The organism is Caulobacter endophyticus, from assembly GCF_029543245.1.
Lineage (GTDB): Bacteria > Pseudomonadota > Alphaproteobacteria > Caulobacterales > Caulobacteraceae > Caulobacter > Caulobacter endophyticus_A.
Genome location: NZ_JARQWV010000039.1, coordinates 1 through 25,717, shown reverse-complemented (window position 1 = coordinate 25,717; position 25,717 = coordinate 1). Strand labels below are relative to the sequence as shown.

Here is a 25,717-nt window from a genome sequence, read left to right as displayed (position 1 = left end):
GGCTCCGCGACTCTCTTGGTGCGGAAACTAGGCGCAGGCGAGCGCGAGCGGAAGTCGCGGCGCGGTCACACCCTCAGGCGAAACGCTAGCCGAACTCCACCAGCACCTGGTCGGCGGCGACGGGGTCGCCGGGCCTGGCGTTGACGGTCTTGACGACGGCGTCGCGCTCGGCGCGCAGGATGTTCTGCATCTTCATGGCCTCGAGCACGCAGACGACCTCGCCTTCGCGCACCGTCTGGCCGACCGCGACGTCCATCGAGACGACAAGGCCCGGCATCGGCGAGAGCACCAGCTTGGAGGTGTCGGCCGGGGCCTTGGCGGGCAGCTTGTCGTGCAGCTCGGCGCTGCGGGCGGTCAGCACCAGCACCCGGGCCTTGGCGGCGCGGTGGCGGATGACGAAGCCCTCGGGGGCCGGGGCGACCTCGGCCGTGAAGGCGGTTCCATCGAGCACGCCGCGGAAGGTCGGCAGGCCCGGCCGCCAGGCGATGTCGGTCAGTTGCAGGGACCGGCCCTCGTCGAGCAGGTCGACGGTCAGGCTGGAGCCTTCGCCGGACAGATGCACCCGCTGCTTGCCGTGGCCGACCACCACGGTCCAGTCGCTGCGGGCTCGGCCCAGTCGCTGGGCCTGAATACGCTGCATGGCGCAGCCGACGGCGGTCAGCAGGTCGGCCTGGAAAGCGGTGGGCTCAGTCCCCGAGAAGCCGTCGGGGAACTCGTCCTTGATGTAGCTGGTGGCCAGTTCCCCGGCGACGAAGCGGTCCTGGTCCATCACCGCGGCCAGGAAAGGCACGTTGTGGCCCGGCCCCTCGATGTGGAAGTCCTCCAGCGCCCGGGCCATGCCTTGAACCGCCTCGATGCGGGTCGGGGCCCAGGTGCAGAGCTTGGAGATCATCGGGTCGTAGTACATCGAGATCTCGTCGCCCTCGCGCACGCCGGCGTCGTTGCGCACGGTGTACGCGCCCTTCTCGCCCTCGGCGGGCGGGGCGTAGCGGACCAGGCGGCCGATGCTGGGCAGGAACTTGCGGTAGGGATCCTCGGCGTAGATCCGGCTCTCGATCGCCCAGCCGTTGATGGCCAGATCGTCCTGGCCGAAGGCGAGCTTTTCCCCCGCCGCCGAGCGGATCATCTGCTCGACCAGGTCAAGGCCGGTGATCAGTTCGGTGACCGGATGCTCGACCTGCAGGCGGGTGTTCATCTCCAGGAAGTAGAAGCTCCTGTCCTGGCCGGCGACGAACTCGACGGTGCCGGCGCTGTCGTAATTCACCGCCTTGGCGAGAGCCACGGCCTGGGCGCCCATGGCCGCGCGGGTCTCTGGATCGAGCAACGGCGACGGCGCTTCCTCGATGACCTTCTGGTTTCGCCGCTGGATCGAGCATTCGCGCTCGAAGAGGTGGACGACGTTCCCGTGCTTGTCGCCCAGCACCTGGATCTCGATGTGGCGCGGGCTTTCGATGAACTTCTCGATGAAGATGCGGTCGTCGCCGAAGGCGCCGGCCGCCTCGGCCCGCACGGCCGGGAAGCCTTCCTCGACGTCCTGGCGGCTCCAGGCGACCCGGATGCCCTTGCCGCCGCCGCCGGCCGAGGCCTTGATCATCACCGGATAGCCGATGGTCTCGGAGACCGTCAGCGCCTCGGCGGTGTCGGCGATCTCGCCGATATGGCCCGGCACGCAACTGACCCCCGCCGCCGCGGCGAACTTCTTGCTCTCGATCTTGTCGCCCATGGCGCTGATCGCGCCGGGGTTGGGGCCGATGAAGACGATGCCCTCGTCGGCGCAGCGTTGAGCAAACTCGGCCTTCTCGGAAAGAAACCCAAAGCCTGGATGCACGGCTTGCGCGCCGGTCTGCTTGCAGGCGGCGATGATCTTGTCGGCCACCAGATAGCTCTGCGCGGCCGGCGCGGCGCCGATGTGCACGGCCTCGTCGGCCATCTCCACCGCCAGGCTGTCGGCGTCGGCGTCCGAATAGACCACCACCGTGGCGATCCCCAGCCGGCGGCACGTCTTGATCACCCTCACCGCGATCTCGCCCCGGTTGGCGATCAGGATCTTGTTGAACATCGGCGGCGGTCCGTCCCTGGCTCGTTTCAGACCCTCTCCCCGAAGGGGGAGGTGGCCCGGAGGGCCGGAGGGGGAAGTATCTGCTGACGCCAACGCATCTGCTGACGCCGCAATCACTTCCCCCTCAGTCGGCTTCGCCGACAGCTCCCCCTTCAGGGGGAGCGTCTCGGCTCCTCTAGGCGTAACAGGCCAAGGCCGGTTTGCAACGCGGGCCGCTCACGCTAAAAGCGTCGCAGGAACCATGACACCGGTTTCCAATAAGAACGACTAGGGAGTGACGCGTGGTGAAGCAGGCGCTTTTTCTGGCCTCGGCCTTTTCGGTTCTCACCGTCGCCGGCGCGGCCGCGGCGGCCGCTCCGGCAGAACCCGCCCTCCTCTTCCACGTCTCCGGCGACAAGGGCCTGAAGGCCGACTACGCGGCCGGCGACGCCGTCCCCAACTTCGCCGACAAGGTGGCGGTGATCCCCACCGGCAAGGCCGGCCCGGCCCTGTCGGCCCAGGACGACGGCATCCTGGCCTGGAACGCGCCGGGCAACATCCAGGCCCAGCGCGGCACGCTGTCGTTCTTCTGGCGCTCGGGCTATCCGGTAGGGGTCGCGCCGTTCGTGATCTTCCGCGTCGGTTACGCCGACCACACCAGCTGGGACATGGCGTTCCTGCGCGTTGACTGGAACGGCCACGGCTTCGACGCCTTCGTCACCGACAACGGCCTGGCGCGCACCCGCGTCTCGTTCAAGCTGGACAAGCCGCCGGCCGCCGACGCCTGGACGCATCTGGCCTTCACCTGGGACGAGCAGACCGGCGTGCAGCTGTTCGCCGACGGCAAGGCCGTGGCCAAGAAGGAAGCCAAGCGGGTCTATGACGCGGGCCTGGATCAGTTCGGCATCGCCGGCCGGGTGATCGCCCCGCACCAGGTGCAGAGCCGCTACAACTTCCTGCGCGGCGGCGACCTGGACGAGATCCGCGTCTACGATCGCGCGCTGGACGCCGCCGGCGTCGCCGCCCTGGCCCGCAACGAGGCGCCGGGCGCCGCCGCCCCGGTCCCGACGCTGGACGATCCGGCGACCCGCGCGGCCTGGCGCCTGAGCCACGGCTGGACGGGCGAGGCCCCGCCCCTGCTGACCGATGCGGCCACCCGCATCCGCAAGGTCGAGTTCACCGACGCCAAGGACATCAAGGAATGGATGTGGCGGGCCAACGATGGCATCCCCGAGACCACCTGGCCCGGGGTCTACAACCGCTCGCGCCTGGAAGGCCGCGACGACTATTTCCCGCTGCCGGACTGGAACACCTATGTCGAGGGCGGCAAGGCCCTGACCCTGGCCCTGCCCGACGAGCCGATCAGCCGCCTGGAGATCCAGGGCACGGCCTATGGCGACCTGACCTGGGCGGCGAAGCCTGGCGATAAGGGCACGAAGATCGGCGCGCGGCCCAAGGGCCTCTACCGCTCGGTGACCACCCTGGCCCAGCCGCTGAAGGGCGGCGTGCTGACCTTCACCAACACCGACCAGGAAACCCCGATCCAGGAGCTCTGGGCCTATGACGTCTCGTCGGGCAAGGAGCCCGAGGGCGTCTTCAAGATGAGCTACACCGTCCGCGCCGACGTAGCGCCGGACTATCTGAACCTCTCCGATCTCAACGCCTATGTCGCCGGGCGCTTCCCGGCCGGCGAGCGGGCGACGGTGGTGGCGATCCCTGACGCCGCCCCGCAGCGCAAGCGCCCGGCCGCCGACCTGACGGCCAAGGGCCTGCCGATCGTCCACGTGATGATCCCGTCGGGCTTCGGCGACGCGCCGGCCGCGCAAGCCCTGGCCCGCAACTGGGCCTATGGCTGGGAGAACGCCCGCGACGGCCTGGACGGGATCGCGCTGGACATCCCCGCCCTGCCGGGGCCGGCCGGAGCGACGATCCCGCTAAACATCCAGGTCAAGGACCCGATCTGGCCGGGCCGCAACATGATCGACGTCTCGGTCTCGGTGAAGGCCGGCGAGGCTCGCACCCTGTGGCTCGATTTGCGCGACCGGATCCTGACGGCCGACAGCCTCTACCTGACCATCGCCGCCGACAGCGCCGAATTCGGTCCCAAGGCCCTGGACGGCGCCAAGGTGCGGCTGGTGTTCAAGGCCCGCGAGGAGGCCAAGGCCGAGCATGTGGCCGACCGCTTCAACCAGGTGAAGGACAACTGGGCCTTCCTGGTGGAGGAACACACCACCTCCAAGCGCCAGGGCCTCTATCGCCGCCTCTATGCCGACATCTCCGACCTGCTCCGCGTGGATCCCGACCACAAGGAAGGCCGCGAGTACTGGGGCGACATCACCTATGGCAGCCAGGGCTGGCCGGCCTTCGAGCAGCCCAAGGCGCCGGACGGCGTGCCGCTGTGGGCCTTCCGCCAGACCGAGGACCTCAAGCGCGTCGCCAAGTTCATCAACTGGTGGATCGACGAGCGCCAGGTCCCCTACGGCGACTTCGGCGGCGGCCTGTCGGACGACACCGACCTCCTGCAGCAATGGCCGGGCCTGGCCCTGATGGGCGTCGATCCCGACAAGGTGAAGGGCTCGCTGAACCTCTTGACCGACGCGGTCTACCGCAACGGCATGTTCACGAACGGCCTGTCGACCATCGCGACGGACGAGCTGCACGCCTACGAAGAGGGCATCAACTCCAACAGCGAGGCGATGTATCTCGACTATGGCGATCCCCTCGCCGTCGAGCGGCTGTTCACGACGGTGAAGGCCCTGCCGGGGATCATCGACAAGAACCCGGCCGGCCACGTCCACTTCAACACCAACTGGTACAGCGGCTCGATCTCGTACCGCGAAGGTCCGTGGGAGTGGCAGAAGCCCTACTCGTTCGGCGTCGTGCACCCGGCGATCCTGATCGGCGACTACAACCGCGACCAGACCGCCCGCGACATCGTGCTGGGCCTGGCCGACGGCTATCTGGCGCACGTGCGGCCCGATGGCTCCTATCCCAACGAGATCAACTGGCGCACCGACGCCGAGCGCGGCGGCACGGTGCTGCAGGGTTCGGGCGCCAGCGGGCCGTTCCAGATCTTCTGGCAGGCCTGGCGCTGGACCGGCGACGCCAAATACCTGGCCCCGATCCAGTGGCGGATGGGCAAGAACGGCGTCAAATCGCTGAACGACCTCAACGACAACGCCCTGTCGATGCTGGGCCTGGCCGAGGCCAACAAGGGGGCCATCGTCAAGTCGGCCGCCAAGGGCGGGGCCATGGAACGCTTCGCCGCCTGGAGCCTGACCGGCGACAAGACCTGGCTCGAAAAGGCCTATGCCGACGAGATCCAGTGGGCCGACCAGCACATGTACATGCACACCGAAGGCCACTGGTGGTCGGACCGGGTGGAGATCCCGTCCGACGTGCTGCAACGCTCGCGCCTGGGCGGCATCGCCAACAAGCGCGGCCAGATGAACCCGGGCCACATCGTCAGCTGGCGCTTCGAGAACGGCGCGAAAGGCGAGGACGTGGCGATCCTGGTCAAGGACGGCACGGCCAAGGGCTTCAAGGTCGTGGCCTACAACCTGTCGGACAAGCCGGTGACCGCAACCATGACCGGCTGGATGGTCGCGCCTGGCCAGTGGACGCTGACCCAGGGGCTCGACACCACGGGCGACGACGCGATCGACGGCAGCGGCGAGACGCGGCAGGTCGCCTTCGAGCGCACCAAGGCCGTCAGCGTCGTGCTGCAACCGGGCCAGACTACGATCATCGACATGGCTCTCGCCACGCCGGGCGATGACCCCTCGCAACGGGCGGACCTGGGCATCGGCCGCGGCGACGTGACGGTGAAGGGCTCGGCGATCACGGCCAAGGTGCACAGCCTGGGGGCCCAGGACGCCAGCGCCTCGAGGCTGGAGCTGGTCGACGCGAGCGGCAAGGTGCTGGCCAGCGCCGCCGTGCCGGCCCTGGCCGCGCCGAAGGACCTCACGCCCAAGGTCCACACCGCCCGCCTGAAGATCCCGGCCGGCGCCAAGCCGTCGGAACTGCGGCTGCGCATCGTCAGCGACCAGCCACAGATCACCGCCCTCAACGACGAGGTGAAGCTGCCATGATCCGTAAAGCTCTGATCGCCTCCGGCCTGCTGGCTCTGGCTTCGTCTGCGAACGCCGCCGAGCCCTACGGCCGCAACGTCACGCTGAAGGAGGCCAAGGCCGTGGCGGCCGCCGCCGAAGCCGAGGCGGCCAAGACGGGCGTCGCCGTGACCATCACCGTGGTCGAGCCGAACGGCGCGCCGGTGCTGGTCTGGAAGATGGACGGGGCCTCGTACTCGGCCCCCGAGGTCTCGCGCCGCAAGGCCGAGACCGCCACCGCCTATCGCCGCCCGACCAAGGCGTTCCAGGACGCGGTCAAGGGCGGCAACCTCAACGCCATCTCCAACGGCGCCCTGGCCATCGAGGGCGGCGAGCTATTGATGGTCGAGGGCAGGATCGTCGGGGCGGTCGGCGTGGCCGGCGCCACGCCCGAGCAGGACGGCGTCCTGGCCCGGGCGGGCGCGGCGGCGGTGAAGTGAGGCCTCAGCCCTCGCCGAACTCGCGGGCGAACATCGCCACGTAGCCGTCGAGGCGCTCCGAAGCCTCAGGCGCGATCAGCCGGGTGACCTCGGCCGAGAAGGTGACCGGGGCCGAGCCGGCGGCGGTGACGATCCTGCCGTCGACCACCGCCCGGGGGCTTTCGACATAGCCCTCGGCGCCGGCGTAGCCGGGAGCCTGCTCGGCCAGCCAGTCCTTGCCGTTGGAGGTGTGGGCCTTGCCGGCCAGCAGGCCGGCCTTGGCCAGGGCGATGGTCGCGCCGCAGATGCCGGCGACGATCTTGCCGTCGGCATGGGCCTGCCGCAGCAGGCTGAACACCGCGTCGTTCTCGTAACCCTGCCAGGCCTCCGAGCCGATCAGCAGATAGGCGTCGGCGTCCGACAGCACCGGATCGTCAAACCGGTAGTCGGCGGCGGCCAGGATCCCGCCGATCGAGGTCTCCGGATCACCGCTCGGGGTGGCGATCTCGATCTGGACGCCGAAATACTCACGCAAGGACGCCAGCACGGGACCGGCTTCCCAGTCGGCCCAGCCCGGCTGGAGGAAGGCGACGGCGATGGTCATCAGCGCAGCTTCACGGCAGTGCCGGCGGCGGTGACCATCAGCATGCCGTTGTCGGCGCCGAGGGCCTCGTAGTCGAGGTCAACGCCGACCACGGCGTCGGCGCCCTGGCGGCGGGCCTCGTCGATCATTTCCTGCAGGGCGATGTCGCGCGCCTCGCGCAGGGCCTTTTCGTAGCCGCCGGCGCGACCGCCGATGATGTTGGTGATGCCGGCGAACAGGTCGCGGAAGATGTGCGCGCCGATGATCGCCTCGCCCGAGACGACCCCCAGGGTGGCCACGGTCTCGCGCTCGGCGACGTACGGAGTGGTCGAGGTGATCATGCCAGGTTCCCGTCCCTTGATGCGGCGCGCCCTACCGGCGAGCCGTGCGAGCCCCTAGATTGGCACGCATGACCCAAGCCGCCACCCTCTCTTCCACAGGTTTCGACCTGACCCCGCCCACAGAAGCCGAGCGCGAGCGCCTGGAAGGCGACCTGACCGCCGAAGAGGCCCGCGTCCTGCTGCACCACGGCACCGAAGCGCCGTTCTGCGGCGGCCTGCTGGGCGAGAAAAGCCCCGGCGTCTACGGCTGCCGGCTGTGCGGCCTGCCGCTGTTCAAGCACGAGACCAAGTTCGAGAGCGGCACCGGCTGGCCCAGCTTCTACGCGCCGTTCGACGAGGAGCACGTCAGGGCGGTGCGCGACACCTCCTACGGCATGGTCCGCATCGAGACCCGCTGCGCCCGCTGCGACAGCCACCAGGGCCACGTCTTCCCCGACGGTCCGGCGCCGACCCGGTTGCGCTACTGCATCAACTCGGTGTCGCTGCAGTTCGTGAAGGCTGGCGATCCCCTGCCCGACCCGCTGCACCGCGGCGATCGCCTGCCCTGACGCACGGCCAAGCTTTCCTTTAGGGAAATTCGACCCTCGGTGGAAAAAATGGATTGCTGGGCACAACTATAAAGAGCACATTCGATCCGAGGCCGCAGGTGCGGCGACTCGCTCGGACGGCGCTCCCTAGGCGACGGCCCGAACCGCCCGCGCACAACCTCCGGCAGGGTTGCGGCGCTCCATGGCGGACGCGTCGGGAGGAGGCCCCTTCCCCCCAACCTTCTCCCGACGCGAACCCGTTTTCAAAAGATCAGGACGAGGCGGCGAGCCCATAGGCGACATAGCCGCGCTCGACCATCCTGCGCAGGGCCTCATAGGCGGCGGTCAGTTCGTCATAGGCCTGGCGCAAGGCGGCCAGCTTCTCGACCTCGGCCGCATCGGGCGCGCGGCCCGACTGGCCGATGGACAGGGCCATGGCCGCCCAGCGCGCCCGCGCCTGGGCCGTGGTCACGGCCAGCTTCTGGAAATGGCCCGCGTCGAGCCGCCCCAGGGCCTGGGCCATGATCTCGCGATTGGAGACGAAGGCTGTGTAGTCGATCTGCTCCAGGTGGCCGCGCAGCCGCCGCTGTTCCTGCGGATCTATGTCCTGCGGCTCGAAATGGTCGCTGAAGCGACGCGTGCTGGACGTGACGGTGGACGACATGACGGCCTCCCTGACCGCATCGTGCTTGCCGCTGAGTCTGCGCCTCGCCCCTTAAGCGGTCGTTACCCGTCAATCGGGCGTCAGCAGACCCTGCAACCCGACGATCATGGCGATGATCCCGAAGATCGCCAAGACCAGTCCCGCGCCTTGCGAACCGCTGGTCGGCAGCTGGCCCGATCCGCCCAGCCTTCGGGCCAATGCACCCGCCCGCAGGCGGTCCCACAGCAGCAGGACCCCGACGGCGAGGCCGACGATCTCGAAATGGAAGACGTGCGGCCCCGAGACGAGGTGCACGATCAGGAAGTAACCGCCGCAGACCAGGGCCGCGATCCCGACGATCCAGCCGAACGGCGCCATGCGCGCGGCGAACCGCGCCAGGTCGTCGCCGGCCCTCGGCACAAGGACCAGCAGGCCGATCGCCAGCAGGAAGCCGCCGACGAGATTGCAGAGGTCGAGAACGAGTTCGAGCATGACCATGGAATGCGGCATGGCGGCCGCCGTTCCGCCACCCCATAGCCTTGGCATGCAGCCTCCACGACCGCACCCTTTGCTTGCATCGCCACAAGCATGGCCTAGCCTGGAGCTTCACCGGGGGAGCCCGACAACTTCATGCTCGTCACCGAAAAGGGCATGGCGCTGACCGCGCTGAAGCGGCACGCCGACGCTCTGGCCCTGTACGACGGCGCCTTCGCGCACTTCAGCACGCTCTTGATCTCCGACGACCTGAGCAAGGCGCGGCTGATGCGCTCGCGCGGGTTCAGCCTGATCGAGCTCGGTCGCCTCGACGAAGCCGAGGAATCCTACAGGGCTTCGCTGGAGGCCGAGCCGGATCACGCCGGCGCCAAGCACGAGCTGGACTACATCGCCAAGCTTCGTGCGGGAGCGCAGGCCATGGACGTGAAGATCGTGACCGGCGCCGAGGCCGTGAAGCCCCAGTAGGCCTCAGTACTCCACCAGGCTCTCGAAGCCGCCGAAGATCATGCGTTTCCCGTCGAAGGGCATGTCGTTCATGTACGGCTTGAGGCGCTCGTCCTCCATGACCTTGGCCATCACCTCGTCGCGCTTGGCCTTGCTGTCATAGGTGATCCACGAGAACACCGTCACCTCGTCGTCCTTCAACTGGACGGCGCGGGGGAACGAGGTCAGCTCGCCGTAGGGCACGTCGTCGGCGATGGCCTCGACATAGGACAGCGCGCCCAGCTCCATCCAGATCGTGCCGGCCAGGGTGGCCATCTCCTTGTAGCGCTCGACATTGGCCTTGGGCACGGCGACCACGAAACCGTCGACATAGGTCATGGGATCCTCCCTGGATCGTTGTTGCGCCCCTAGGACGTTCCAACGCGGAGAAAGCCGACAGGGGGGCCACGAAAAAATTCAGCCCCCGCCGATCAGGGCCAGCAGGCGATCCAGCGCCTTGGCGTGACCTTCCGGGTCATCGGGCGGAAAGACCGGCAGCGGCGCCGGGGGAACGACACCCTCGCCCTCCACCACCTTGCCGTCGGCGTCGCGGTGGACCTCGGCCGGCAGGGCGAAGCGCCAGCCGTTCGGCAAGGGCTTCTGCAGTTGGTCGGACAGCGCGCCGCGCGTCGCCTCCCCCGCCTGGCTCACATTGGGCAGCGCCCGCATCGACAGGACGAAGGTCTCGCCGGCGCTGACCGTGACCTGGCTGGTCAGCAGCCAGACGGGGCCTAGATAGCGAGGGCGGTCCGACGGGGCGATGAACAGCGCCTGGGCGACGCCGTCCCCGCCCACCGCGACCTTCGACCCGATCTCTCGCCGACGATCGGCGAAGCGGGCGGCGATCCGGCGAGCGATGACGTCGTAGCCGCCCCGGTTGTCGCTCACATCGACGATCACCGCCTTGGCGCCGACGAAGGCGGTCATGGCCTCGTCCAGCGTGGCGTCGAGCAGAGCCATTTCGTCGTCGCCCGCCGGCGGGTCGAAGCCCCCCATCGCCATCACGGCCAGATAGCCGACCTCGCCCTGGCGGCCCCACAGGATCCGCCCGCTGGCCGCTTCACGCACGCCCAGCGGCGCGGCCAGCACGTCGGCCCGCCAGGCCCGCGCCCGGGCCGCCTCGCCGCCCGGCGCGGCCTTGGCCCGCACCAGCGCCGCCGCCTCGCCCAGCCGCCGGGTGCGCGGCCGACCGCCAACGATCCCGTCCAGCGCCACGTGTGCGTCGTTGGTCCCGCGCAGCAGCACGTCCAGCGCTTTCCACAGCGCCATGTCGTCGGGCGCCTCGCCCAGGGTCGCGAAGGCCGCGCGCCTCCGGGCGCCCCAGTCGAGGCCGCGCTCGCTGGAGAGCGGGTAGTAGGCCTGGAAGGTGTCGGCGACGACGGCAAGGGTCCGCTCAAACGTCCATGGCCGCACCGTCGAACAGGCGGCCGGCAGGGCCTTGAGCCGATCGAAGCGATAGACCGTGCCATCGGCCCCGCCCGCCGTCTCGATCGCGCCGCCGACCGGCCGCCACAGCTTCAGCACGCCGTCGGGATCGGCCTCGGGGCGAGGATCGCGCCAGCAGTCGTCGCCGGCCAGGTGGTAGAGGCTGGAACCGGAGGCGTCGAACCGCACGACCCAGCCGTAACCGCGAGAGCGCCAGACGCCTTGGAGGGGCTTGGCGACGGCTCCCGTTTCGACGGTAGGACGGAAATCGGCCCGCGCCGCTACGACAGGCGCGGCATGGAGCAGCCCCGCGATTAGACTGAAGCCGGCCAGAACCTTCATGCCCCCCCCCGATAGTCAGGGATCAGTCGCCGGATTTCTTTTGAAGCACCGCGACCGCTTTCTCGACCGCCGCCTGCTTCCCCAGAAACTTGCCCGAGCGCTCCTCACGCGTACCGTGACGCGCCTTCCAGTCAGCCTCCTTCAAGGCTTCCTCCACGAGCTTGATGTCCGCGCGTTGGTTCATGAAGTGAGGCTAGCAGGTCTCGCAAACCCTAGCCACACGGGGCATCGCCAGTAGGGTCACATCTCTCGCCGAGTTTCCCCGCCGTCGCGGGGAGGAACGGATTTGGGAACGGTCGTGAGGTCCAGCCCGGTTCAGCCTCCACATGACAAGGGCCCGGTTCCCAAGAACCGAGCCCCGCCAGCTTCATCGCAAGAGCGACTTTTGGGAAGCCGCGCCTATTCCGTCTTCAGGTAGATTTCCGACCCCTGCTCGCGGAACTTCTCGCTCATCTCGGCCATGCCCAGCTCGGCCGTGTTCGGCGCCTGGGCGGCGGCGAAGTCGCGGACTTCCTGGCTGATCTTCATCGAGCAGAACTTCGGGCCGCACATCGAGCAGAAGTGCGCGGTCTTGTGCGCCTCCTTGGGCAGGGTCTCGTCGTGGAAGGCCTGGGCGGTCTCGGGGTCGAGGCCGAGGTTGAACTGGTCCTCCCAGCGGAACTCGAACCGCGCGCGGCTGATGGCGTCGTCGCGCATAGAGGCGCCCGGGTGGCCCTTGGCCAAGTCGGCGGCGTGGGCGGCCAGCTTGTAGGTGACCACGCCGACCTTCACGTCGTTGCGGTCGGGCAGGCCCAGGTGCTCCTTGGGGGTGACGTAGCAGAGCATCGCCGTGCCGAACCAGCCGATCATGGCCGCGCCGATCGCCGAGGTGATGTGGTCGTAGCCAGGGGCGATGTCGGTGGTCAACGGACCAAGCGTGTAGAAGGGGGCCTCGTGGCAGTGCTTGAGCTGCTCTTCCATGTTGGCCTTGATCTTGTGCATGGCCACGTGACCCGGCCCTTCGATCATCACCTGCACGCCGTGGTTCCAGGCCACCTTGGTCAGTTCGCCCAGGGTGCGCAGCTCGGAGAACTGAGCCTCGTCGTTGGCGTCGGCGGTCGAGCCCGGACGCAGACCGTCGCCCAAGCTGAACGACACGTCGTAGGCGCGCATGATCTCGCAGATCTCGTCGAAGCGCTCGTAGAGGAAGTTCTCCTTGTGGTGGGCCAGGCACCACTTGGCCATGATCGAGCCGCCGCGCGAGACGATGCCGGTGACGCGCTTGGCCGTCATCGGCACGAACGGCAGACGCACGCCGGCGTGGATCGTGAAGTAGTCGACGCCCTGCTCGGCCTGCTCGATCAGGGTGTCGCGGAAGACTTCCCAGTTCAGGTCCTCGGCCACGCCGCCGACCTTCTCCAGCGCCTGATAGATCGGAACAGTGCCGATCGGCACGGCGCTGTTGCGGATGATCCAGTCGCGGATGTTGTGGATGTTGCGGCCCGTCGACAGGTCCATGACGGTGTCAGCGCCCCAGCGGGTAGCCCAGACCATCTTGTCGACTTCCTCGGCGACGGTGCCGAGCACGGCCGAGTTGCCGATGTTGGCGTTGATCTTGACCAGGAAGTTGCGGCCGATGGCCATCGGCTCCAGTTCGCCGTGGTTGATGTTGGCCGGGATAATGGCGCGGCCGCGGGCCACTTCCTGGCGCACGAACTCGGGCGTCACGAAGTCGGGGATGCTGGCGCCGAAGTCCTCGCCGTCGCGCACGCAGGGACGGGTCTGCTCGCGGCGCAGGTTCTCGCGGATGGCGACATATTCCATCTCGGCGGTGATGATGCCGGCGCGGGCGTATTCCAGCTGGGTGACCAGCTTGCCTTGCGTGCCGCGGAAGATCTTGCGCCCGTTGTCGGGGAACTGCGGGGCCAGGTGCTTGCCCTGGGCGAAGCCGTTGTCCTCGGGCTTCACTTCACGCGGGTTGGCCACCACCTCGACGTCGCCGCGGGCGACCACCCAGGCGTCGCGGGCGCGGTCCAGGCCCTTGGCGATGTCGATGATCGCGTTCGGGTCGGTATAGGGACCGGACGGGTCGTAGATCGTCACCGGCGGCTCGTTGGCCGACGGGTGGACGGCCACCTCGCGGAACGGCACGCGGATGTCGGGGAAGATCTCGCCGGCCTGGTAGACCTTGCGCGATCCCGGCACGGGGCCGGTGGCGACGTTGTCCGTCGCCGGAACGATGGGGGTTTGAGCGTTCATGTTGCGGGCTCCTCAAGCACTGAAGAGACCCGGACGTGTCGAGCTAAGTCGGTTTTACGGCCTGGACTGTACGCTCCCACGCCGCGTTCCCTCCCTTCGCCGGCATGACCCGGATCAGGTTCGACGGGTCAGGGCTCAAGCCCAATCTCAGCCGCGACAGCGACCCCCCGGTGAACAGGCCGGACACTAGGAGGATTGACGCGCGGGTCAAGAGGCTGGGGCGCGGCGCGCTGATAGAGCCGCTTTACAATTACTGATTGCAACAACATGATCCACGACCGGACCCTGCAGCCGCCTTGGGGGAGGCGCCTATGGCCAGTCATGCAGCGCAACGCTGGTTTCGTTCGGCGAGGATCCGCCTCGTCCGCCTGGTTAGAACGCTCTCAGCCGCGCGCCTGATCATCACCAGCGCGATCGCGGTCCTCGCCATTCTGGCGACGCTGTTCTTCCAGGCTTCACTGGACGTGGCCATGTCCGCCATGTGGATGATGCTGATGACGTCGGCGCTCCTGGCGGGCTGGGCCGGGCTATCGCTGATGGTCGGCATAGCAAGCCTTCGCGACCTCTCGCCCAGCCCCTCCAGGGGCCGGGTACGCGAAAGGGCCTGGCTGACCGTGATCACCGCGGTAGCCCTGGCGACCCTGGCTTCGCCGCTTCCGCCGATGGCCCTTGGCCGGCTCGTCGAGCGCTCGTTCGTCGCCGCGTTCAAGATCACCCCGGCGCTCACGGCGACGGCCATGACCATAGAACAGACCGAAGCATCGAAGAGCAGCCAGCCTGAAGCCGTGTCGCGGCAACTGCGCCCCGTCCTCCGCTCGACGCTGGTAGGCGAAACCTTCGCCTTCATGACGGACGCCAAGGCGGACTGCACGGTCGGCTACGGGACGATCCTCGGGACATACACGACGCCGACGCGCGATTGCGCCGGAGCGCCCGGCGACCAGACGGCCCCACCCGCAAAGGACGAGGCCAGACCGTCCTATGACGACCTGGCGGCCGCGACCCTGTTGTTCACCATCGTTCTCTGCGGGACGCTGCTGCTTGGTCGGGCATTGAACGAAGCCCGCCTGGAGTTCTACGGAGCTACCGACAACGGCGCCCAGCGACTGCCCCCCGTCAAGCGACTGCGCGAGACGATCGTCTCCTATCCGAAGTGGGTCGCCGCGATCGTATATGCGGCGCTTCTTCTGCCCGCGACCTACCTTTCGGTCGGATCGTTGTTGTTTCTGACCATGGAGGAACTGCCCCTCGACCTGGAAAAATTCCGGGAGCGACTGGATGCGGCCGAGGCCAGCGCGACCTCGGCCGACCGGCTAACCAAGATTTCCGCCGACACCCAATCGCTGATGGCCTTCACCCTGAGCCAACGCTTCGGAACAGCGCCGGTGAAAAAGGACGACAAGGCCCTGACCGAACAGGAGCAGGTCGCCAGATCAACCCAGCTCCAACTCCTGCAACACGGCCTCGAACGCCACTACCTGATGAACGACAAGTACGAACAAGGTCGAAACGACCTCAAAAGCAAATACACAAATCTATTCATCCACGAATACAAACAGCTATCAAAGAATGACTTCGAATTATACACCACGCAACTCGTAAATGAATATTACAATAGCGTACTATATAATAGAATTAAGGTTCGCGAATGCATAAAAGTTATTGAAAGCATTCAACTCGTTCTCGGAGGGAAAGACAAGGAGAAGATCGAAAACCTGACCCCCACCAGTTCCTTCGCAGAGGCGCTGGCCCAAAAGTGCACAACCACGACCATGGGCGCGGGCGAGAACAGCGCACCGTCCGACCTGAAGCAACTAGCGCCGCCCCACAAGCCCGGCATCGAGAAGATCGTCTTCAGCTGGATGGAGGGCCTGCCCAAGCCCGCTCTGCTCATTGTCGGCATGATCGGTTTCGGGCTTTTCGGCGCGGCAATCCGCATGCTGGGCCGGCCCGACAGCCCCGAGCGCCGCTTGAGAGAAATGCCCACCAAGCTGCAGACCGCGATCGACCAGCTGAACAGCGACGCCAAGGAACTTTTCGCCAAAGCCAAGGGCGCGCCGTCCGCCTCTGACCTCGACGCTCAGATCATGAACATCAACGCCGCGATGCGCCTGCATTGGGCCAGTAGCAACAATGTGGTCTATTCCTGCCCTGAGTACGTCATCAGGGACGGGCGACTCATAGTGAAGGAACGCATCGCGGTCAGCGAGGCGCCGGCTCGCGTACTCGTGCACGGCCTGGGAGCGGCCTTCACGGTGTTTCTGTTCGGCCAGGCCGGATCGCGCATGTTCCACGAGGGCGGCCAAACCAGCTATCTTGGCCTGCTCGCGACCTGCTTCGTCGGGGCCGTGTTCGCCGAAGACATCTGGAAGCGCGCCCGACCTAGCCAGAAGGACGAGGCCGCCGACAAGCAGCCCCATTGACCCTTACAGCTCGTCCGTCGCGAAGGTGTCGCAGGCGGCGGGTCGGCCGGCGTCGTAGCCCTTGCCGAACCAGCGCATGCGCTGCTCGCTGGTGCCGTGGGTGAAGCTGTCGGGCATCACCCTTCCCTGCGCCTTGGACTGGATGGCGTCGTCGCCGACGGCGGCGGCCGCGCCCAGGCCGTCCTCGATGTCGGCGCGGGTGATGCGGATGCTGGAAACCTCGGGCGCGTGGCGAGCCCAGACCCCCGCGTAGCAGTCGGCCTGCAACTCCAGCCGCACCGAGCCGCTTTCGGCGCCGCGACGGCCCAGGCGGTCGGCCTGGCGGGTGGCGCCCAGCTGGTTCTGGATGTGGTGGCCGATCTCGTGGCTGATGACGTAGGCGCGGGCGAACTCGCCCTTGGCCCCGAAGCGGCTCTCCAGCTCGTTCCAGAAGCTGAGGTCGAGATAGACCTTGCGGTCGGCCGGGCAATAGAACGGTCCCATCGCCGACTGGCCAAGACCACAACCCGTGCCGGTCTGGTCGTCATAGAGCACGACCGAGGTCGGCGGGACGTAGCGGCCGCCCGAACGGGCGAAGATCGGGCCCCAAACGTCGGTGTTGGAGGTCTCGATGACGTCGACGAAGCGGCCGCCCTCGTCCTGCACCGAGCCGCGCCGGCCTTCCTGCTGCTGGGCCGCCGGGGCCTGCGCGCCCTCCACGGCGTTCAGCGTGGCCTGCGGATCGACGCCGAACACGAAATAGCCCACCGCCGCCAGCACCAGGGCGCCGATGCCGCCGCCGGCCGCCGCCACGGGTCCCAGGCCGCGCCGGTCCTCGATGTTGCCGGACTGTCGTCCGCCTTCCCATTCCATGAGCCGAAGATCCCTAGCGTTCCGAAGCGGGCTTGATGGCCCGCAGCACCTCATTGCTCCGCGCCAGGCGGGCGTCGGTCAAGCGGTCCAGTTGGTCGAGCCGCAGCGACAGTCCCGCCGACGGATCGCCGCGCTCGGGCAGCACCTCGGCCGGCGGCGTACGATAGGGCCGGCCGGCGCTCGCCCCCTGCGCCTGCAACGCGCGCAGGGTCTGGGCCGCCGCCGCGCGATCGCGGGCGGCCTGGGCCTGCCGAGCCTGCGCCATCTGCTCCTGGCGCAGGGCCTCGATCTCCATCCGGGCGGCTGCGCGCTCCTGGGCCAGGCCTGCGTCGGTCTGAGCGCTCGCCCCGCTCGCCGCCAGCGCCAGACCCGCAGCAACCCTCATCGCCAGGACCCGCTTCACGTCACGCCTCCGTCGCCGCCCCGCGCGCCGGAAAAGCGCGGCCTCAGCGGCTCTTGAACGAGAAACGCGCCAGCTCTTCCTTCGGCGCCGTCCATTTCGGATCGAGCTCGGCCGCGCGCTGGAAGTCGTGATAGGCCGCCTTGACGTCGCCGAGGTTCTCGTTGGCCAGGGCGCGGTTGTAGTAGGCGCGCTCGGGCCGCTCGACGCCCAGGGCCAGCCCCCGGTCGATCTCGCTGCGCCCCTCGGCGAAGCGATCCTCGGCCACCAGGGCCGCACCCCGGTTGACATAGACCTCGCCCAGCTTTGGCTCGATCCGGCCGGCCTCGTCGAAATCGGCCCGCGCCTCGACATAGGCCTGGCGCCGTAACTGGATCACGCCGCGATTGACCAGGGTGCGGGCGCGGTCGCCCATCGACAGGGTCTCGACCTCCAGCGCCGAATTGCACAGGCGCATGGTGTCGTCGTCGGAGCGACCTCGGATCACGGCCTCGGAGCAGTCCTTGGCCATGCCTCCGCCACCGATGACGATCACGGAGTCAGCCAGGCCGGCGGACGGCGACAGCATCGCCAGCAGGGCGACGCCCAGGATCCGGCCGCGCGTCGCTCTCATGCCGGAAAGGCCGATGCGAGACGGCGGCCCAGACTTCAGGGTCTTGGCGTTCATGCGTTTCTCCCAACGTCGACCCGGCCTTTCGACAGGCCCGCGAGGATGGGACAAACCAAGCCGCGGACACGCCGGGACGGGCTTTTGAAGCCGGGCGGCGTCGAGGCCGGCCGGCGAGCGCCAGCATAGCACCGTTTGACGCCCGACGCCTCGCCGAAACGCTTTGCCAGCCCGTGCGGCGCAGCCTATCTCCAGACGTCCGGATCGGAGTTCCCGCATGCACCTGGCCCGCTTTCCCCGCGCCCGCTTCGCCCACCTGCCGACGCCGCTGGAGCCCCTGCCCCGCCTGGGCGCGGAACTGGGGATCGACCTCTGGGTCAAGCGCGACGACTGCACCGGCCTGGCCGGCGGCGGCAACAAGACCCGCAAGCTGGAGTTCCTGCTCGGCGAAGCCCTGGCCCTGGGCGCCGACACCCTGGTGACGCAGGGCGCGGTGCAGTCCAACCACGTGCGCCAGACCATCGCCGCCGGCGCCCGCTACGGCCTTGCGACCGAAGTGATCCTCGAGGAACGCACAGGCTCGAAGGCCGGCGACTACATGGGCAACGGCAACGTGCTGCTCGACCGGTTGATGGGCGCTTCGATCCGCTTCGTGCCCGCCGGGACCGACATGAACGAGGAACTGGAAGCCAGCGCCGAGATCGTCCGCCGGCGGGGCGGCAAGCCCTATGTGATCCCCGGCGGCGGCTCCAACACGGTCGGGGCCCTGGGCTATGTCGACTGCGCCCGCGAGCTGGTGACCCAGGCCGACGGCCTCGATTTGAAGATCGACCGCCTGGTCACCGCCACCGGCAGCGCCGGCACCCATGCGGGCCTGGTCGCCGGTTTCGCGGCGCAGTCGGTCAACATCCCCATCCTCGGCTTTGGCGTGCGCGCACCCAAGGCCAAGCAGGAAGAGAACGTCTTCAACCTGGCGGTCGCAACCGCCGAGACGATCGGCGCGGCGGGCCGGGTGCGGCGCGAGGCGGTCGTGGCCGACTGCGACTATGTGGGCGAAGGCTATGGCCTGGTCGACCAGGGCGTGATCGACGCCCTGGCGCTGGCGGCCCGCACCGAGGGCCTGCTGCTAGACCCCGTCTATTCGGGCAAGGCGATGAAGGGCCTGATCGACCAGGCGCGCAAGGGAACGTTCAAGAACGAGCGCGTCGTGTTCCTGCATACCGGCGGCGCGCAGGGCCTGTTCGGCTACCAGTCGGTTCTGGAGCCGGCGCTGGGCTAGGAGATAGACCCGATGAGCAAGGTCCTCGGCGTACTGGGCGGCATGGGTCCGGCCGCCACTCTCGACTTCCTGGCCAAGCTGCAGGCGGCCACGCCCGTGGTGCGCGAACAGGACCACATCCGGGTGCTGGTCGACATCAATCCCAAGATCCCTGACCGCAACACCGACGGCGACGCGGCCGGGCCCGTGCTGGCGGCCATGGCCGCGGGGCTGCGCGACGCCGGGGCGCAGGTCCTGGCCATCGCCTGCAACACCGCCCACGCCTTCGCCGTCGAGGTGAAGTCCAGCGGCCTGCCGCTGATCGACCTGCCGGAGACGGCCGTGGAGGCCGCCCGAGTCGGCGGCGCGACCCGCATCGGCGTGCTGGGCACGGCCGGCGCGCTGTCGATCTATCGCGACCGGCTGGCGCACCTGGGACTGGAAGCCGTGACGCTGGGCGACCACGAGCAGGTCGAGTTCATGGCCCTGCTCTACCGCATCAAGCGCGGCGACCTGTCGGCGGCCTCCCGCGAAACGATGGCTGCGCTGGCGCACCGGCTGGTGGGCCTGGGCGCGCAGGCCGTGGTGGCGGGCTGTACGGAGGTGCCGCTGGTCATGAGCCAGGCCGACCTGACCGTGCCGTTCGTCGATGCGACGGACGCGCTGGCGCGGCGGTGTGTCGAGGTTTGCCGGTAGGCTCAAGACCCTCTCCCTGAAGGGAGAGGTGTCGGCGAAGCCGACGGAGAGGGACGTAGCTGCAAAGCCTGCTGTCCCCTCTCGTTAGAAGGAACTTCCCCCTCCGGCCCTTCGGGCCACCTCCCCCTTCAGGGGGAGGGCAAGCAACGTCACCCGCCGAAGATCCGCCGCAGCCAGCGCGGAATGCCGCCGAGGTCCTGTTCCAGCTCGCGCTCCAGCCCCTCTTCCTCCGACGGCGGCTGCACGCGTGGGATGGGGGCGCGGTCGCGGGCGATCAGGCCCGCGCGAAGACCCTGGCCGACGAAGTCCCGCCAGATCTGGGCCGGCAGGCCGCCGCCGGTGACGCCGTTCATCGGCGTGTGGTCGTCGTTGCCGACCCACACCCCGACCACCAGGTCGCCGGTGAAGCCGACGAAGACAGCGTCGCGGTGCTCCTGGGTGGTGCCGGTCTTGCCGTAGGTCAGCTGGCCGGTGCGGGCCGCGCGGCCCGTGCCTTCCTCGACCACCGCGCCGAGCAGTTCGTAGAGCGCCGCGCGCTGAGCGGTGTCGAGCTGGCGGCTGGGCGGAGCAGCCTCGCCCTCCTTGCGCGGCCGGCCATAGGGCGCGACCGGCATGTGGCCCGAGGCGACGGCGGCGTAGGCGCTGGTCAGCTCCAGCAACGTCGTCTCGGCCGCGCCCAGCGACAGGCTGGCGTCCGTGGCCTTCAGCGGCGAGGTGATCCCCAGATCGCGGGCCGCCTGCACCACCGCCTCGCCGCCGGCCGTCTGCCAGATGCGGGCGGCGATGATGTTGTTGGACTGGGCGAAGGCGTCGCGCAGGGTCAGGTCGCTGCCCGCGCCGCCCTCGTAGTTCCTGGGCGTCCAGCCGTTGATGGTCACCGGATCGCCGACCACTCGCATGTCGGGCCGCGCCCCGTCGCGCAGGGCGGCCAGATAGACGAACAGCTTGAAGGCGCTGCCCGGCTGGCGCTTGGCCTGGACGGCGCGGTTGAACTGGCTCTTGGCGTAGGAGCGGCCTCCGACCATGGCCACGACCTTGCCGTCGGGCCGCATGGCGACCAGCGCCGCCTGCCCCGCCTTCAGCCGGGTTCCGGACCTGGCCAGGGCGTTGTTGACCGCCTGCTCGGCGCGGCGCTGCAGGCGGCCGTCCAGGGTGGTGGGCACGCGGACCTCGCCATAGCGCGCGGTCTCGAAGGCGTCGGCGATCTGCGGCGAGACCCAGTCGGCGAAATAGCCGCCGACCGGCAAGCTGGCGCGGGTGGCCCGGGCGCGGGCGCCGCGGGCGTTCTGCGCCTGCTCGGGCGTGATGAACTTGACCTCGACCATGTCGGCCAGCACCTGGTCGGCGCGGGCGGCCGTGGCCTTGGGATTGTCGACGGGGTCCAGCCGGCTGGGGGCGTTGACCATACCCGCCAGGATCGCCGCCTGGCCCAGGGTCAGCTTCTCGGGCGGGCGGCCAAAATAGTGCCGCGAGGCCGCGCCCAGGCCATAGACCCCGTCGCCGAAATAGATGCTGGACAGATAGCGGGCGAGGATCTCGTCCTTTGAAAGCCTCAGCTCCAGCCACACCGCGATCACCGCCTCCTGCGCCTTGCGGCGAAGGGTGCGCTCGTTGCTGAGGAAGGCGTTCTTGGCCAGCTGCTGGGTGATGGTGCTGGCGCCCTCGCGGGCCTTGCCGGCCTTGATGTTGACCGCCGCCGCCCGGCCCATGCCCCAGAGATCCAGGCCGAAGTGGCGGCGAAAGCGCCGGTCCTCGACCGCGATGAAGGCGTTGGGCACATAGGCCGGCAGTTCGGAGACGACGACCGGCGCCTCCTTGTAGGCCCCGCGCCGGGCGAAGGCCTTACCCTGGGCGTCCAGCAGCACGACGGCCGGGCTGTCCAGCGGCTCCAGCGAACGCGACAGCGGCAGGCTGACCCCGACCCAGACGAAGGCGGCCAGCAGCACGGCGAAGACCAGGCCGAAGAAGCCCATCCAACGCGGATGACGGCGAACGAAGGCGACGGTTCCACGCGCTCTCGCGGCGACGAAGGCGGTCGCGGTCAGGGCCACGTGTCGCGCCTTCACCGTCCAGGATCGCCAGTCGAAATCGGCCACTCGGCCCCCGCTTCCTGTTTCAGCCCTGGCCTGAATGGCAAGAACTTGCGGCAGGAAAGCGTCACAGCACGGCGGAGGTTGCCCTTTAGGCCTGCAGCGCCATGAAGGCGTCCACCCGGTCGAGCGCCGCCAGCGGGGCTCGTAGCGTGCAGACCAGGCCTTCGGGGCGATAATCGAGCTCGACCTGCCCGTCCAGCTCGTTGGCCAGGGCCAGCTCGATAATCCGCGAGCCGAAGCCGCGCCGCGAGGGCCGCGCCACCGGCGGGCCGCCGCGCTCGGTCCAGGTGACCAGGAGGCGTGCGCCGGGCTGCGAGGTCCAGCGCACCTCGACTTCGCCGCCGGGAACCGACAGGGCCCCGTACTTCAGGGCGTTGATCGCCAGTTCGTGGAAGGCCAGGGCCATGACCACCGCCGGCTTGGGCGAGACCATCAGGTCGGGCCCGTCGACCCGCACCTCGTGGTCGGCGTTGCGATAGGGGCGCAGCGAGCCCTCGACGATCTGGCGCAGGCTGGCGGCGGCCCAGTTCTCGTCGGTCAGCACGTTGTGGGTGGCGGCAATGGCCATCAGCCGGCCCTCGAAGGCGCGACGCACGGCCGGATCGACCCCGGCGTTGCGCAGCGACTGGGCGGCGATCGACTGGACGATGGCCAGGGTGTTCTTGACCCGGTGATTGAGCTCGTTGACCAGCAGCTGGCGATGGCGCTCGGCCAGCATGGCGGCGGTGACGTCGCGCGAGGCGGCCAGCACCCGCACCACCCTGCCCGCCTCGTCCAGAACCGGCGACACCGTGGTGTCCCACCAGCGCACATTGCCCCTGGCGGTCGGGCACAGGGCGCGGAATGACGAAGAGCCGCCGGCCAGGGCCTTGTTCAGGGCGCCCTCGACGGCGGGGCGGCTTTCGGGCGGCCACATGTCTGGCCAGTAGCGATCGCGGTTACGGCCCTCGAAATCGTCGATCTCGAACAGCTCGCGGCCACGCGTGTTCATGTATTCGATCAGCCCGTCGCGGCTGATGACGCGGATGCAGTCCTGGCTGGCTTCCAGCACGCTGTGGAAATAGGCGCCGGCGCTGGCCAGCACGCCATCGTCCATAAGGTCCTGACCCATGCCCCCTCCGTCGCCCGGCTCCGTCAGGAGCCGAAGTTGCGCGAGGCCGCGACGGTCTTCAGGAACGCCTCGAGCCGCGCCGCCTCAGCAGGAGCCGGCGGGGGCGTCCTCGGCGCAGGCTTCCATCAGTCCGACCATGGCGGCGGTGATCCGCGAGGTCTGGGCCATGCGGCGAAGGGCTTCGCGGGCGTGGGCGCTGTCGGCGATCTCGGCCTGACGCTCCAGCCGTTCGGCTTCCTTAAGATGATCGTTTTGGCTCGGCATGGGTCGATTCTTTACTGCGAATGAACGTCGTTCTCCATGCGACCGCGCGACGCAGGTCGAAGGGATTTGTTAACGCCCTCAGCCGGTTAGGTGCGACAGCACATATGAAAACACCCCCGGGCCATAGGACCCGGGGGTGTCGTCCTGTTCCCCAACAGGACGGCGTCGCCCGCTGCCATCCGGCGCGGCGGCGTCGCCTCATGAACCGATGGTGGTCATTTGTTGGATATCGCCTCCCGAGACAACGCGGCGGCCTGTCGCACACGTCCCAGGGGAAATTCCAGGCCGCCTCGCCAACAGGGCGCTTGCCAAGCATGACACCGGTGGACATTGTGTCGTCCAAACGCGCGCCGGGCCAACGGCGGCAAGGATTCGAGGCCTTATGCCTCGACGGGGAAGGAAACCAAGGCGCAGCTTGGAAACAGGCGTCGCGACCAGCCTCCGGACCCTGCCGCCTGCGTCCCCGCGTCGCGCCCGCCCGCTCTGGAGTTATCGCGTCGATGCCGCTCAGCCCCCTCTCCCGCCGCCGCCTGCTGGCGACCACCGCGGCCGCCTTCGCCGCCGCCGCGGGCCTGGCGCCCTTCAAGGCCCTGGCGGCCGAGGCGCCGAGCAAGGAAGCGGCGCTGGCGACGATGAAGCGGGCCACCACCTTCATGGTCGAGAAGGTCGCCTACCAGGGCGGCTATGTCTGGAGCTACCTGCCCGACTTCTCGCGCCGCTGGGGCGAGATGGAAGCCTATCCGACGATGATCTGGGTGCAGCCGCCCGGCACGGCGACCATGGGCCACCTGTTTCTCGACGCCTATCACGCCACCGGCGACGAATATTACTACGAGGCCGCCAAGCAGGTGGCCGGCGCCCTGATCAAGATCCAGCACCCGGCCGGCGGCTGGAACTATCTGGGCGACCTGGCCGGCGAGCAGTCCATCAAGAAATGGTACGACACCATCGGCAAGAACGGCTGGCGGCTCGAGGAATTCCAGCACTACTACGGCAACGCCACCTTCGACGACGCCGGCACGGCCGAAAGCTCGCAGTTCCTGCTGCGGCTCTATGTCGAGAAGAAGGATGCGGCCTTCAAGCCGGCCCTGGACAAGGCGATCCAGTTCGTCCTCGACAGCCAGTACCCGGTCGGCGGCTGGCCCCAGCGCTTCCCGCTGAAGGACGAGTTCCACCACCATGGCCGGCCCGACTACACCGGCTACATCACCTTCAACGACGACGTGGCCGGCGAGAACATCGAGTTCCTGCTCATGGTCTGGCAGGCGCTGGGCGACCCGCGCGTGCTGCCGGCCGTGAAGAAGGCCATGGACTGCTTCACGGCCTGCCAGCAGCCCCTGCCCCAGGCCGGTTGGGGCCTGCAGCACAAGGTCTCCGACCTCAAGCCGTCGGGCGCGCGCACCTACGAGCCCGAGGCCTTCGCCACCCACACCACGGCGGCCAACATCACCGCATGCATGGGCTTCTATGAGCTGACGGGCGATCCGAAGTACCTGGCGCGCCTCTCCGAGGCCCTCGACTGGCTGGAGACCACCAAGCTTCCCGTCGAGTATCAGAAGGGCCGCCAGTTCCCGACCTTCGTCGAGATCGGCAGCAACAAGCCGCTGTTCGTGCACCGCACCGGCAGCAACGTCGTCAACGGCCGCTACTATGTCGACGGCAATCCCGAAAACACCGTGGCGCACTACTCGTCGTTCCGGGGGATCAACATCCCGGCCCTGCGCAAGCGGCTGGAGACGCTGAAGGCCACGCCGCCGGACGTCGTCAGCAAGGCCTCGCCGCTGAAGGGCGGCCGCCAGGCGCTGCCGAAGTACTATACGCTGAAGGACGTCTCGGTGTCGGACCTGAACGTCGGCGCCCTGAAGGGCGACGCCACGGCCGGCGCGCCGGACAAGGCCGCCGGCCTGATCGCCGCGCTGAACGAAGCCGGGTGGTGGCCGACCGAGCTGAAGGCGACCAGCAACCCCTATATCGGCGACGGCTCGGCGACCCCGGCTCCGGGCGACTTCAGCCGCACCCACGTCGGCGACGCGAGCGACACCTCGCCGTACGTCACTGACAAGCCGAAGATCGGGATTTCCACCGGCAGCTACATCGAGAACATGGTGACGCTGCTGAAGTACGTCGGGGCGGCGTGAAGATCCGGAGTTTCTTCTCGGGCCGGCCGTCGGTCGCCCCCGGAGGCGACAGCTTCTTGCTCCTCCCCCGTGGAACGGGGGAGGTGGCGCGCTGCGGATACGCAGCGTGACGGAGGGGGCGACCGCCACTACTGAGCCCAGTCTCGCGCCCGCCACCACCACCTGGTCCCCCGCCCCCCCACCACCGGGGGGGGGGCGAGTCGATAAACGCCAGCCGCCCCGACCCGCGAGC

The 25,717-nt window shown here is 68.7% G+C and carries 23 protein-coding genes and 1 riboswitch; of the genes, 8 read left to right on the top strand and 15 right to left on the bottom strand.

Going from position 1 to position 25,717, the window contains the following annotated elements; translation table 11 throughout:
- Positions 1-85: 85 nt before the first annotated feature.
- Positions 86-2,059: an acetyl-CoA carboxylase biotin carboxylase subunit gene (locus tag P7A99_RS24205; protein ID WP_277796271.1), complete on the bottom strand. Its 1,974-nt coding sequence runs from the start codon at positions 2,057-2,059 to the stop codon at positions 86-88.
- A 281-nt stretch (positions 2,060-2,340) separates the two neighbouring features.
- Here P7A99_RS24205 and P7A99_RS24200 point away from each other — a divergent pair, with 281 nt between their 5' ends.
- The gene (locus tag P7A99_RS24200; RefSeq protein ID WP_277796270.1) at positions 2,341-6,129 is read left to right on the top strand and encodes a LamG-like jellyroll fold domain-containing protein; all 3,789 of its coding nucleotides are present in this window, start codon (positions 2,341-2,343) and stop codon (positions 6,127-6,129) included.
- Positions 6,126-6,587, top strand: coding sequence for a GlcG/HbpS family heme-binding protein (locus P7A99_RS24195; RefSeq protein ID WP_277796269.1), 462 nt, complete (start codon positions 6,126-6,128; stop codon positions 6,585-6,587). The genes P7A99_RS24200 and P7A99_RS24195 overlap by 4 nt, the downstream gene beginning before the upstream one ends.
- A 4-nt stretch (positions 6,588-6,591) precedes the next feature.
- On the opposite strand, the gene P7A99_RS24190 is transcribed toward P7A99_RS24195, so the two are convergent.
- Together P7A99_RS24190 and P7A99_RS24185 are read right to left on the bottom strand one after the other, a co-directional pair.
- Positions 6,592-7,170 carry a type 1 glutamine amidotransferase family protein gene (locus P7A99_RS24190; RefSeq protein WP_277796268.1) on the bottom strand — a complete coding sequence of 193 codons (579 nt, stop codon included), beginning with the start codon at positions 7,168-7,170 and terminating at the stop codon, positions 6,592-6,594.
- Positions 7,170-7,490, bottom strand: a complete 321-nt coding sequence (locus P7A99_RS24185) for a heavy metal-binding domain-containing protein (protein WP_058349561.1) — start codon at positions 7,488-7,490, stop codon at positions 7,170-7,172. Before P7A99_RS24185 ends, P7A99_RS24190 begins: the two co-directional genes overlap by 1 nt.
- Before the next feature lie 68 nt (positions 7,491-7,558).
- On the opposite strand from P7A99_RS24185, the gene msrB reads away from it, so the two are divergent.
- Positions 7,559-8,038, top strand: a complete 480-nt coding sequence (gene msrB, locus P7A99_RS24180; RefSeq protein ID WP_277796267.1) for a peptide-methionine (R)-S-oxide reductase MsrB — start codon at positions 7,559-7,561, stop codon at positions 8,036-8,038.
- A gap of 250 nt (positions 8,039-8,288) precedes the next feature.
- Here msrB and P7A99_RS24175 read toward each other — a convergent pair whose 3' ends face one another.
- Together P7A99_RS24175 and P7A99_RS24170 are read right to left on the bottom strand one after the other, a co-directional pair.
- Positions 8,289-8,681: a hypothetical protein gene (locus P7A99_RS24175; RefSeq protein WP_277796266.1), complete on the bottom strand. Its 393-nt coding sequence runs from the start codon at positions 8,679-8,681 to the stop codon at positions 8,289-8,291.
- A 69-nt stretch (positions 8,682-8,750) separates the two neighbouring features.
- Positions 8,751-9,170 (bottom strand): hypothetical protein, encoded by a 420-nt coding sequence (locus tag P7A99_RS24170; RefSeq protein WP_277796265.1) that lies wholly within the window; start codon positions 9,168-9,170, stop codon positions 8,751-8,753.
- A 120-nt stretch (positions 9,171-9,290) separates the two neighbouring features.
- On the opposite strand from P7A99_RS24170, the gene P7A99_RS24165 reads away from it, so the two are divergent.
- Positions 9,291-9,620 (top strand): tetratricopeptide repeat protein, encoded by a 330-nt coding sequence (locus P7A99_RS24165; protein ID WP_277796264.1) that lies wholly within the window; start codon positions 9,291-9,293, stop codon positions 9,618-9,620.
- Positions 9,621-9,623: 3 nt separating this feature from the next.
- On the opposite strand, the gene P7A99_RS24160 is transcribed toward P7A99_RS24165, so the two are convergent.
- The 4 genes from P7A99_RS24160 to thiC all read right to left on the bottom strand — a co-directional run bounded on the left by P7A99_RS24160 (position 9,624) and on the right by thiC (position 13,643).
- Positions 9,624-9,977 (bottom strand): DUF1428 domain-containing protein, encoded by a 354-nt coding sequence (locus P7A99_RS24160; RefSeq protein ID WP_277796263.1) that lies wholly within the window; start codon positions 9,975-9,977, stop codon positions 9,624-9,626.
- Between the two features lie 78 nt (positions 9,978-10,055).
- Complete coding sequence (locus P7A99_RS24155) at positions 10,056-11,405, bottom strand: S41 family peptidase (protein ID WP_277796262.1); 1,350 nt, start codon at positions 11,403-11,405, stop codon at positions 10,056-10,058.
- 22 nt (positions 11,406-11,427) lie between these two features.
- Positions 11,428-11,589: a hypothetical protein gene (locus tag P7A99_RS24150; RefSeq protein WP_277796261.1), complete on the bottom strand. Its 162-nt coding sequence runs from the start codon at positions 11,587-11,589 to the stop codon at positions 11,428-11,430.
- 215 nt (positions 11,590-11,804) lie between these two features.
- Entirely contained in the window at positions 11,805-13,643 is a 1,839-nt protein-coding gene (thiC, locus tag P7A99_RS24145; RefSeq protein WP_277796260.1) for a phosphomethylpyrimidine synthase ThiC, read from the bottom strand.
- Positions 13,644-13,717: 74 nt separating this feature from the next.
- Positions 13,718-13,823: riboswitch (TPP riboswitch) on the bottom strand.
- A 131-nt stretch (positions 13,824-13,954) separates the two neighbouring features.
- Here thiC and P7A99_RS24140 point away from each other — a divergent pair.
- Entirely contained in the window at positions 13,955-16,066 is a 2,112-nt protein-coding gene (locus P7A99_RS24140) for a hypothetical protein (RefSeq protein WP_277796259.1), read from the top strand.
- 3 nt (positions 16,067-16,069) lie between these two features.
- Here the strand turns inward: P7A99_RS24140 and ypfJ are convergent, their stop codons facing one another.
- From ypfJ to P7A99_RS24125, 3 genes are read right to left on the bottom strand one after another with little or no spacing between them, the layout of a single operon-like run.
- A complete protein-coding gene (gene ypfJ, locus P7A99_RS24135; RefSeq protein ID WP_277796258.1) occupies positions 16,070-16,918 on the bottom strand; it encodes a KPN_02809 family neutral zinc metallopeptidase in 849 nt (282 codons plus the stop codon).
- 13 nt (positions 16,919-16,931) lie between these two features.
- Positions 16,932-17,321 (bottom strand): hypothetical protein, encoded by a 390-nt coding sequence (locus tag P7A99_RS24130; protein ID WP_277796257.1) that lies wholly within the window; start codon positions 17,319-17,321, stop codon positions 16,932-16,934.
- Positions 17,322-17,364: 43 nt separating this feature from the next.
- Positions 17,365-17,985, bottom strand: coding sequence for a tetratricopeptide repeat protein (locus P7A99_RS24125; RefSeq protein ID WP_277796256.1), 621 nt, complete (start codon positions 17,983-17,985; stop codon positions 17,365-17,367).
- 217 nt (positions 17,986-18,202) lie between these two features.
- Between P7A99_RS24125 and P7A99_RS24120 the strand changes: the two genes are divergently transcribed.
- Positions 18,203-19,204 carry a D-cysteine desulfhydrase gene (locus P7A99_RS24120; RefSeq protein WP_277796255.1) on the top strand — a complete coding sequence of 334 codons (1,002 nt, stop codon included), beginning with the start codon at positions 18,203-18,205 and terminating at the stop codon, positions 19,202-19,204.
- A 12-nt stretch (positions 19,205-19,216) separates the two neighbouring features.
- Positions 19,217-19,879 (top strand): aspartate/glutamate racemase family protein, encoded by a 663-nt coding sequence (locus tag P7A99_RS24115; protein WP_277796254.1) that lies wholly within the window; start codon positions 19,217-19,219, stop codon positions 19,877-19,879.
- A gap of 149 nt (positions 19,880-20,028) precedes the next feature.
- On the opposite strand, the gene P7A99_RS24110 is transcribed toward P7A99_RS24115, so the two are convergent.
- The 3 genes from P7A99_RS24110 to P7A99_RS24100 all read right to left on the bottom strand — a co-directional run bounded on the left by P7A99_RS24110 (position 20,029) and on the right by P7A99_RS24100 (position 23,347).
- The gene (locus tag P7A99_RS24110) at positions 20,029-21,975 is read right to left on the bottom strand and encodes a transglycosylase domain-containing protein (RefSeq protein WP_277796253.1); all 1,947 of its coding nucleotides are present in this window, start codon (positions 21,973-21,975) and stop codon (positions 20,029-20,031) included.
- 85 nt (positions 21,976-22,060) lie between these two features.
- The gene (locus tag P7A99_RS24105; RefSeq protein ID WP_277796252.1) at positions 22,061-23,083 is read right to left on the bottom strand and encodes a sensor histidine kinase; all 1,023 of its coding nucleotides are present in this window, start codon (positions 23,081-23,083) and stop codon (positions 22,061-22,063) included.
- A gap of 84 nt (positions 23,084-23,167) precedes the next feature.
- Entirely contained in the window at positions 23,168-23,347 is a 180-nt protein-coding gene (locus tag P7A99_RS24100; RefSeq protein ID WP_277796251.1) for a hypothetical protein, read from the bottom strand.
- A 500-nt stretch (positions 23,348-23,847) separates the two neighbouring features.
- On the opposite strand from P7A99_RS24100, the gene P7A99_RS24095 reads away from it, so the two are divergent.
- On the top strand, positions 23,848-25,485 hold the full coding sequence (locus P7A99_RS24095; RefSeq protein WP_277796250.1) for a pectate lyase: 1,638 nt from the start codon (positions 23,848-23,850) through the stop codon (positions 25,483-25,485).
- Positions 25,486-25,717 lie beyond the last annotated feature (232 nt).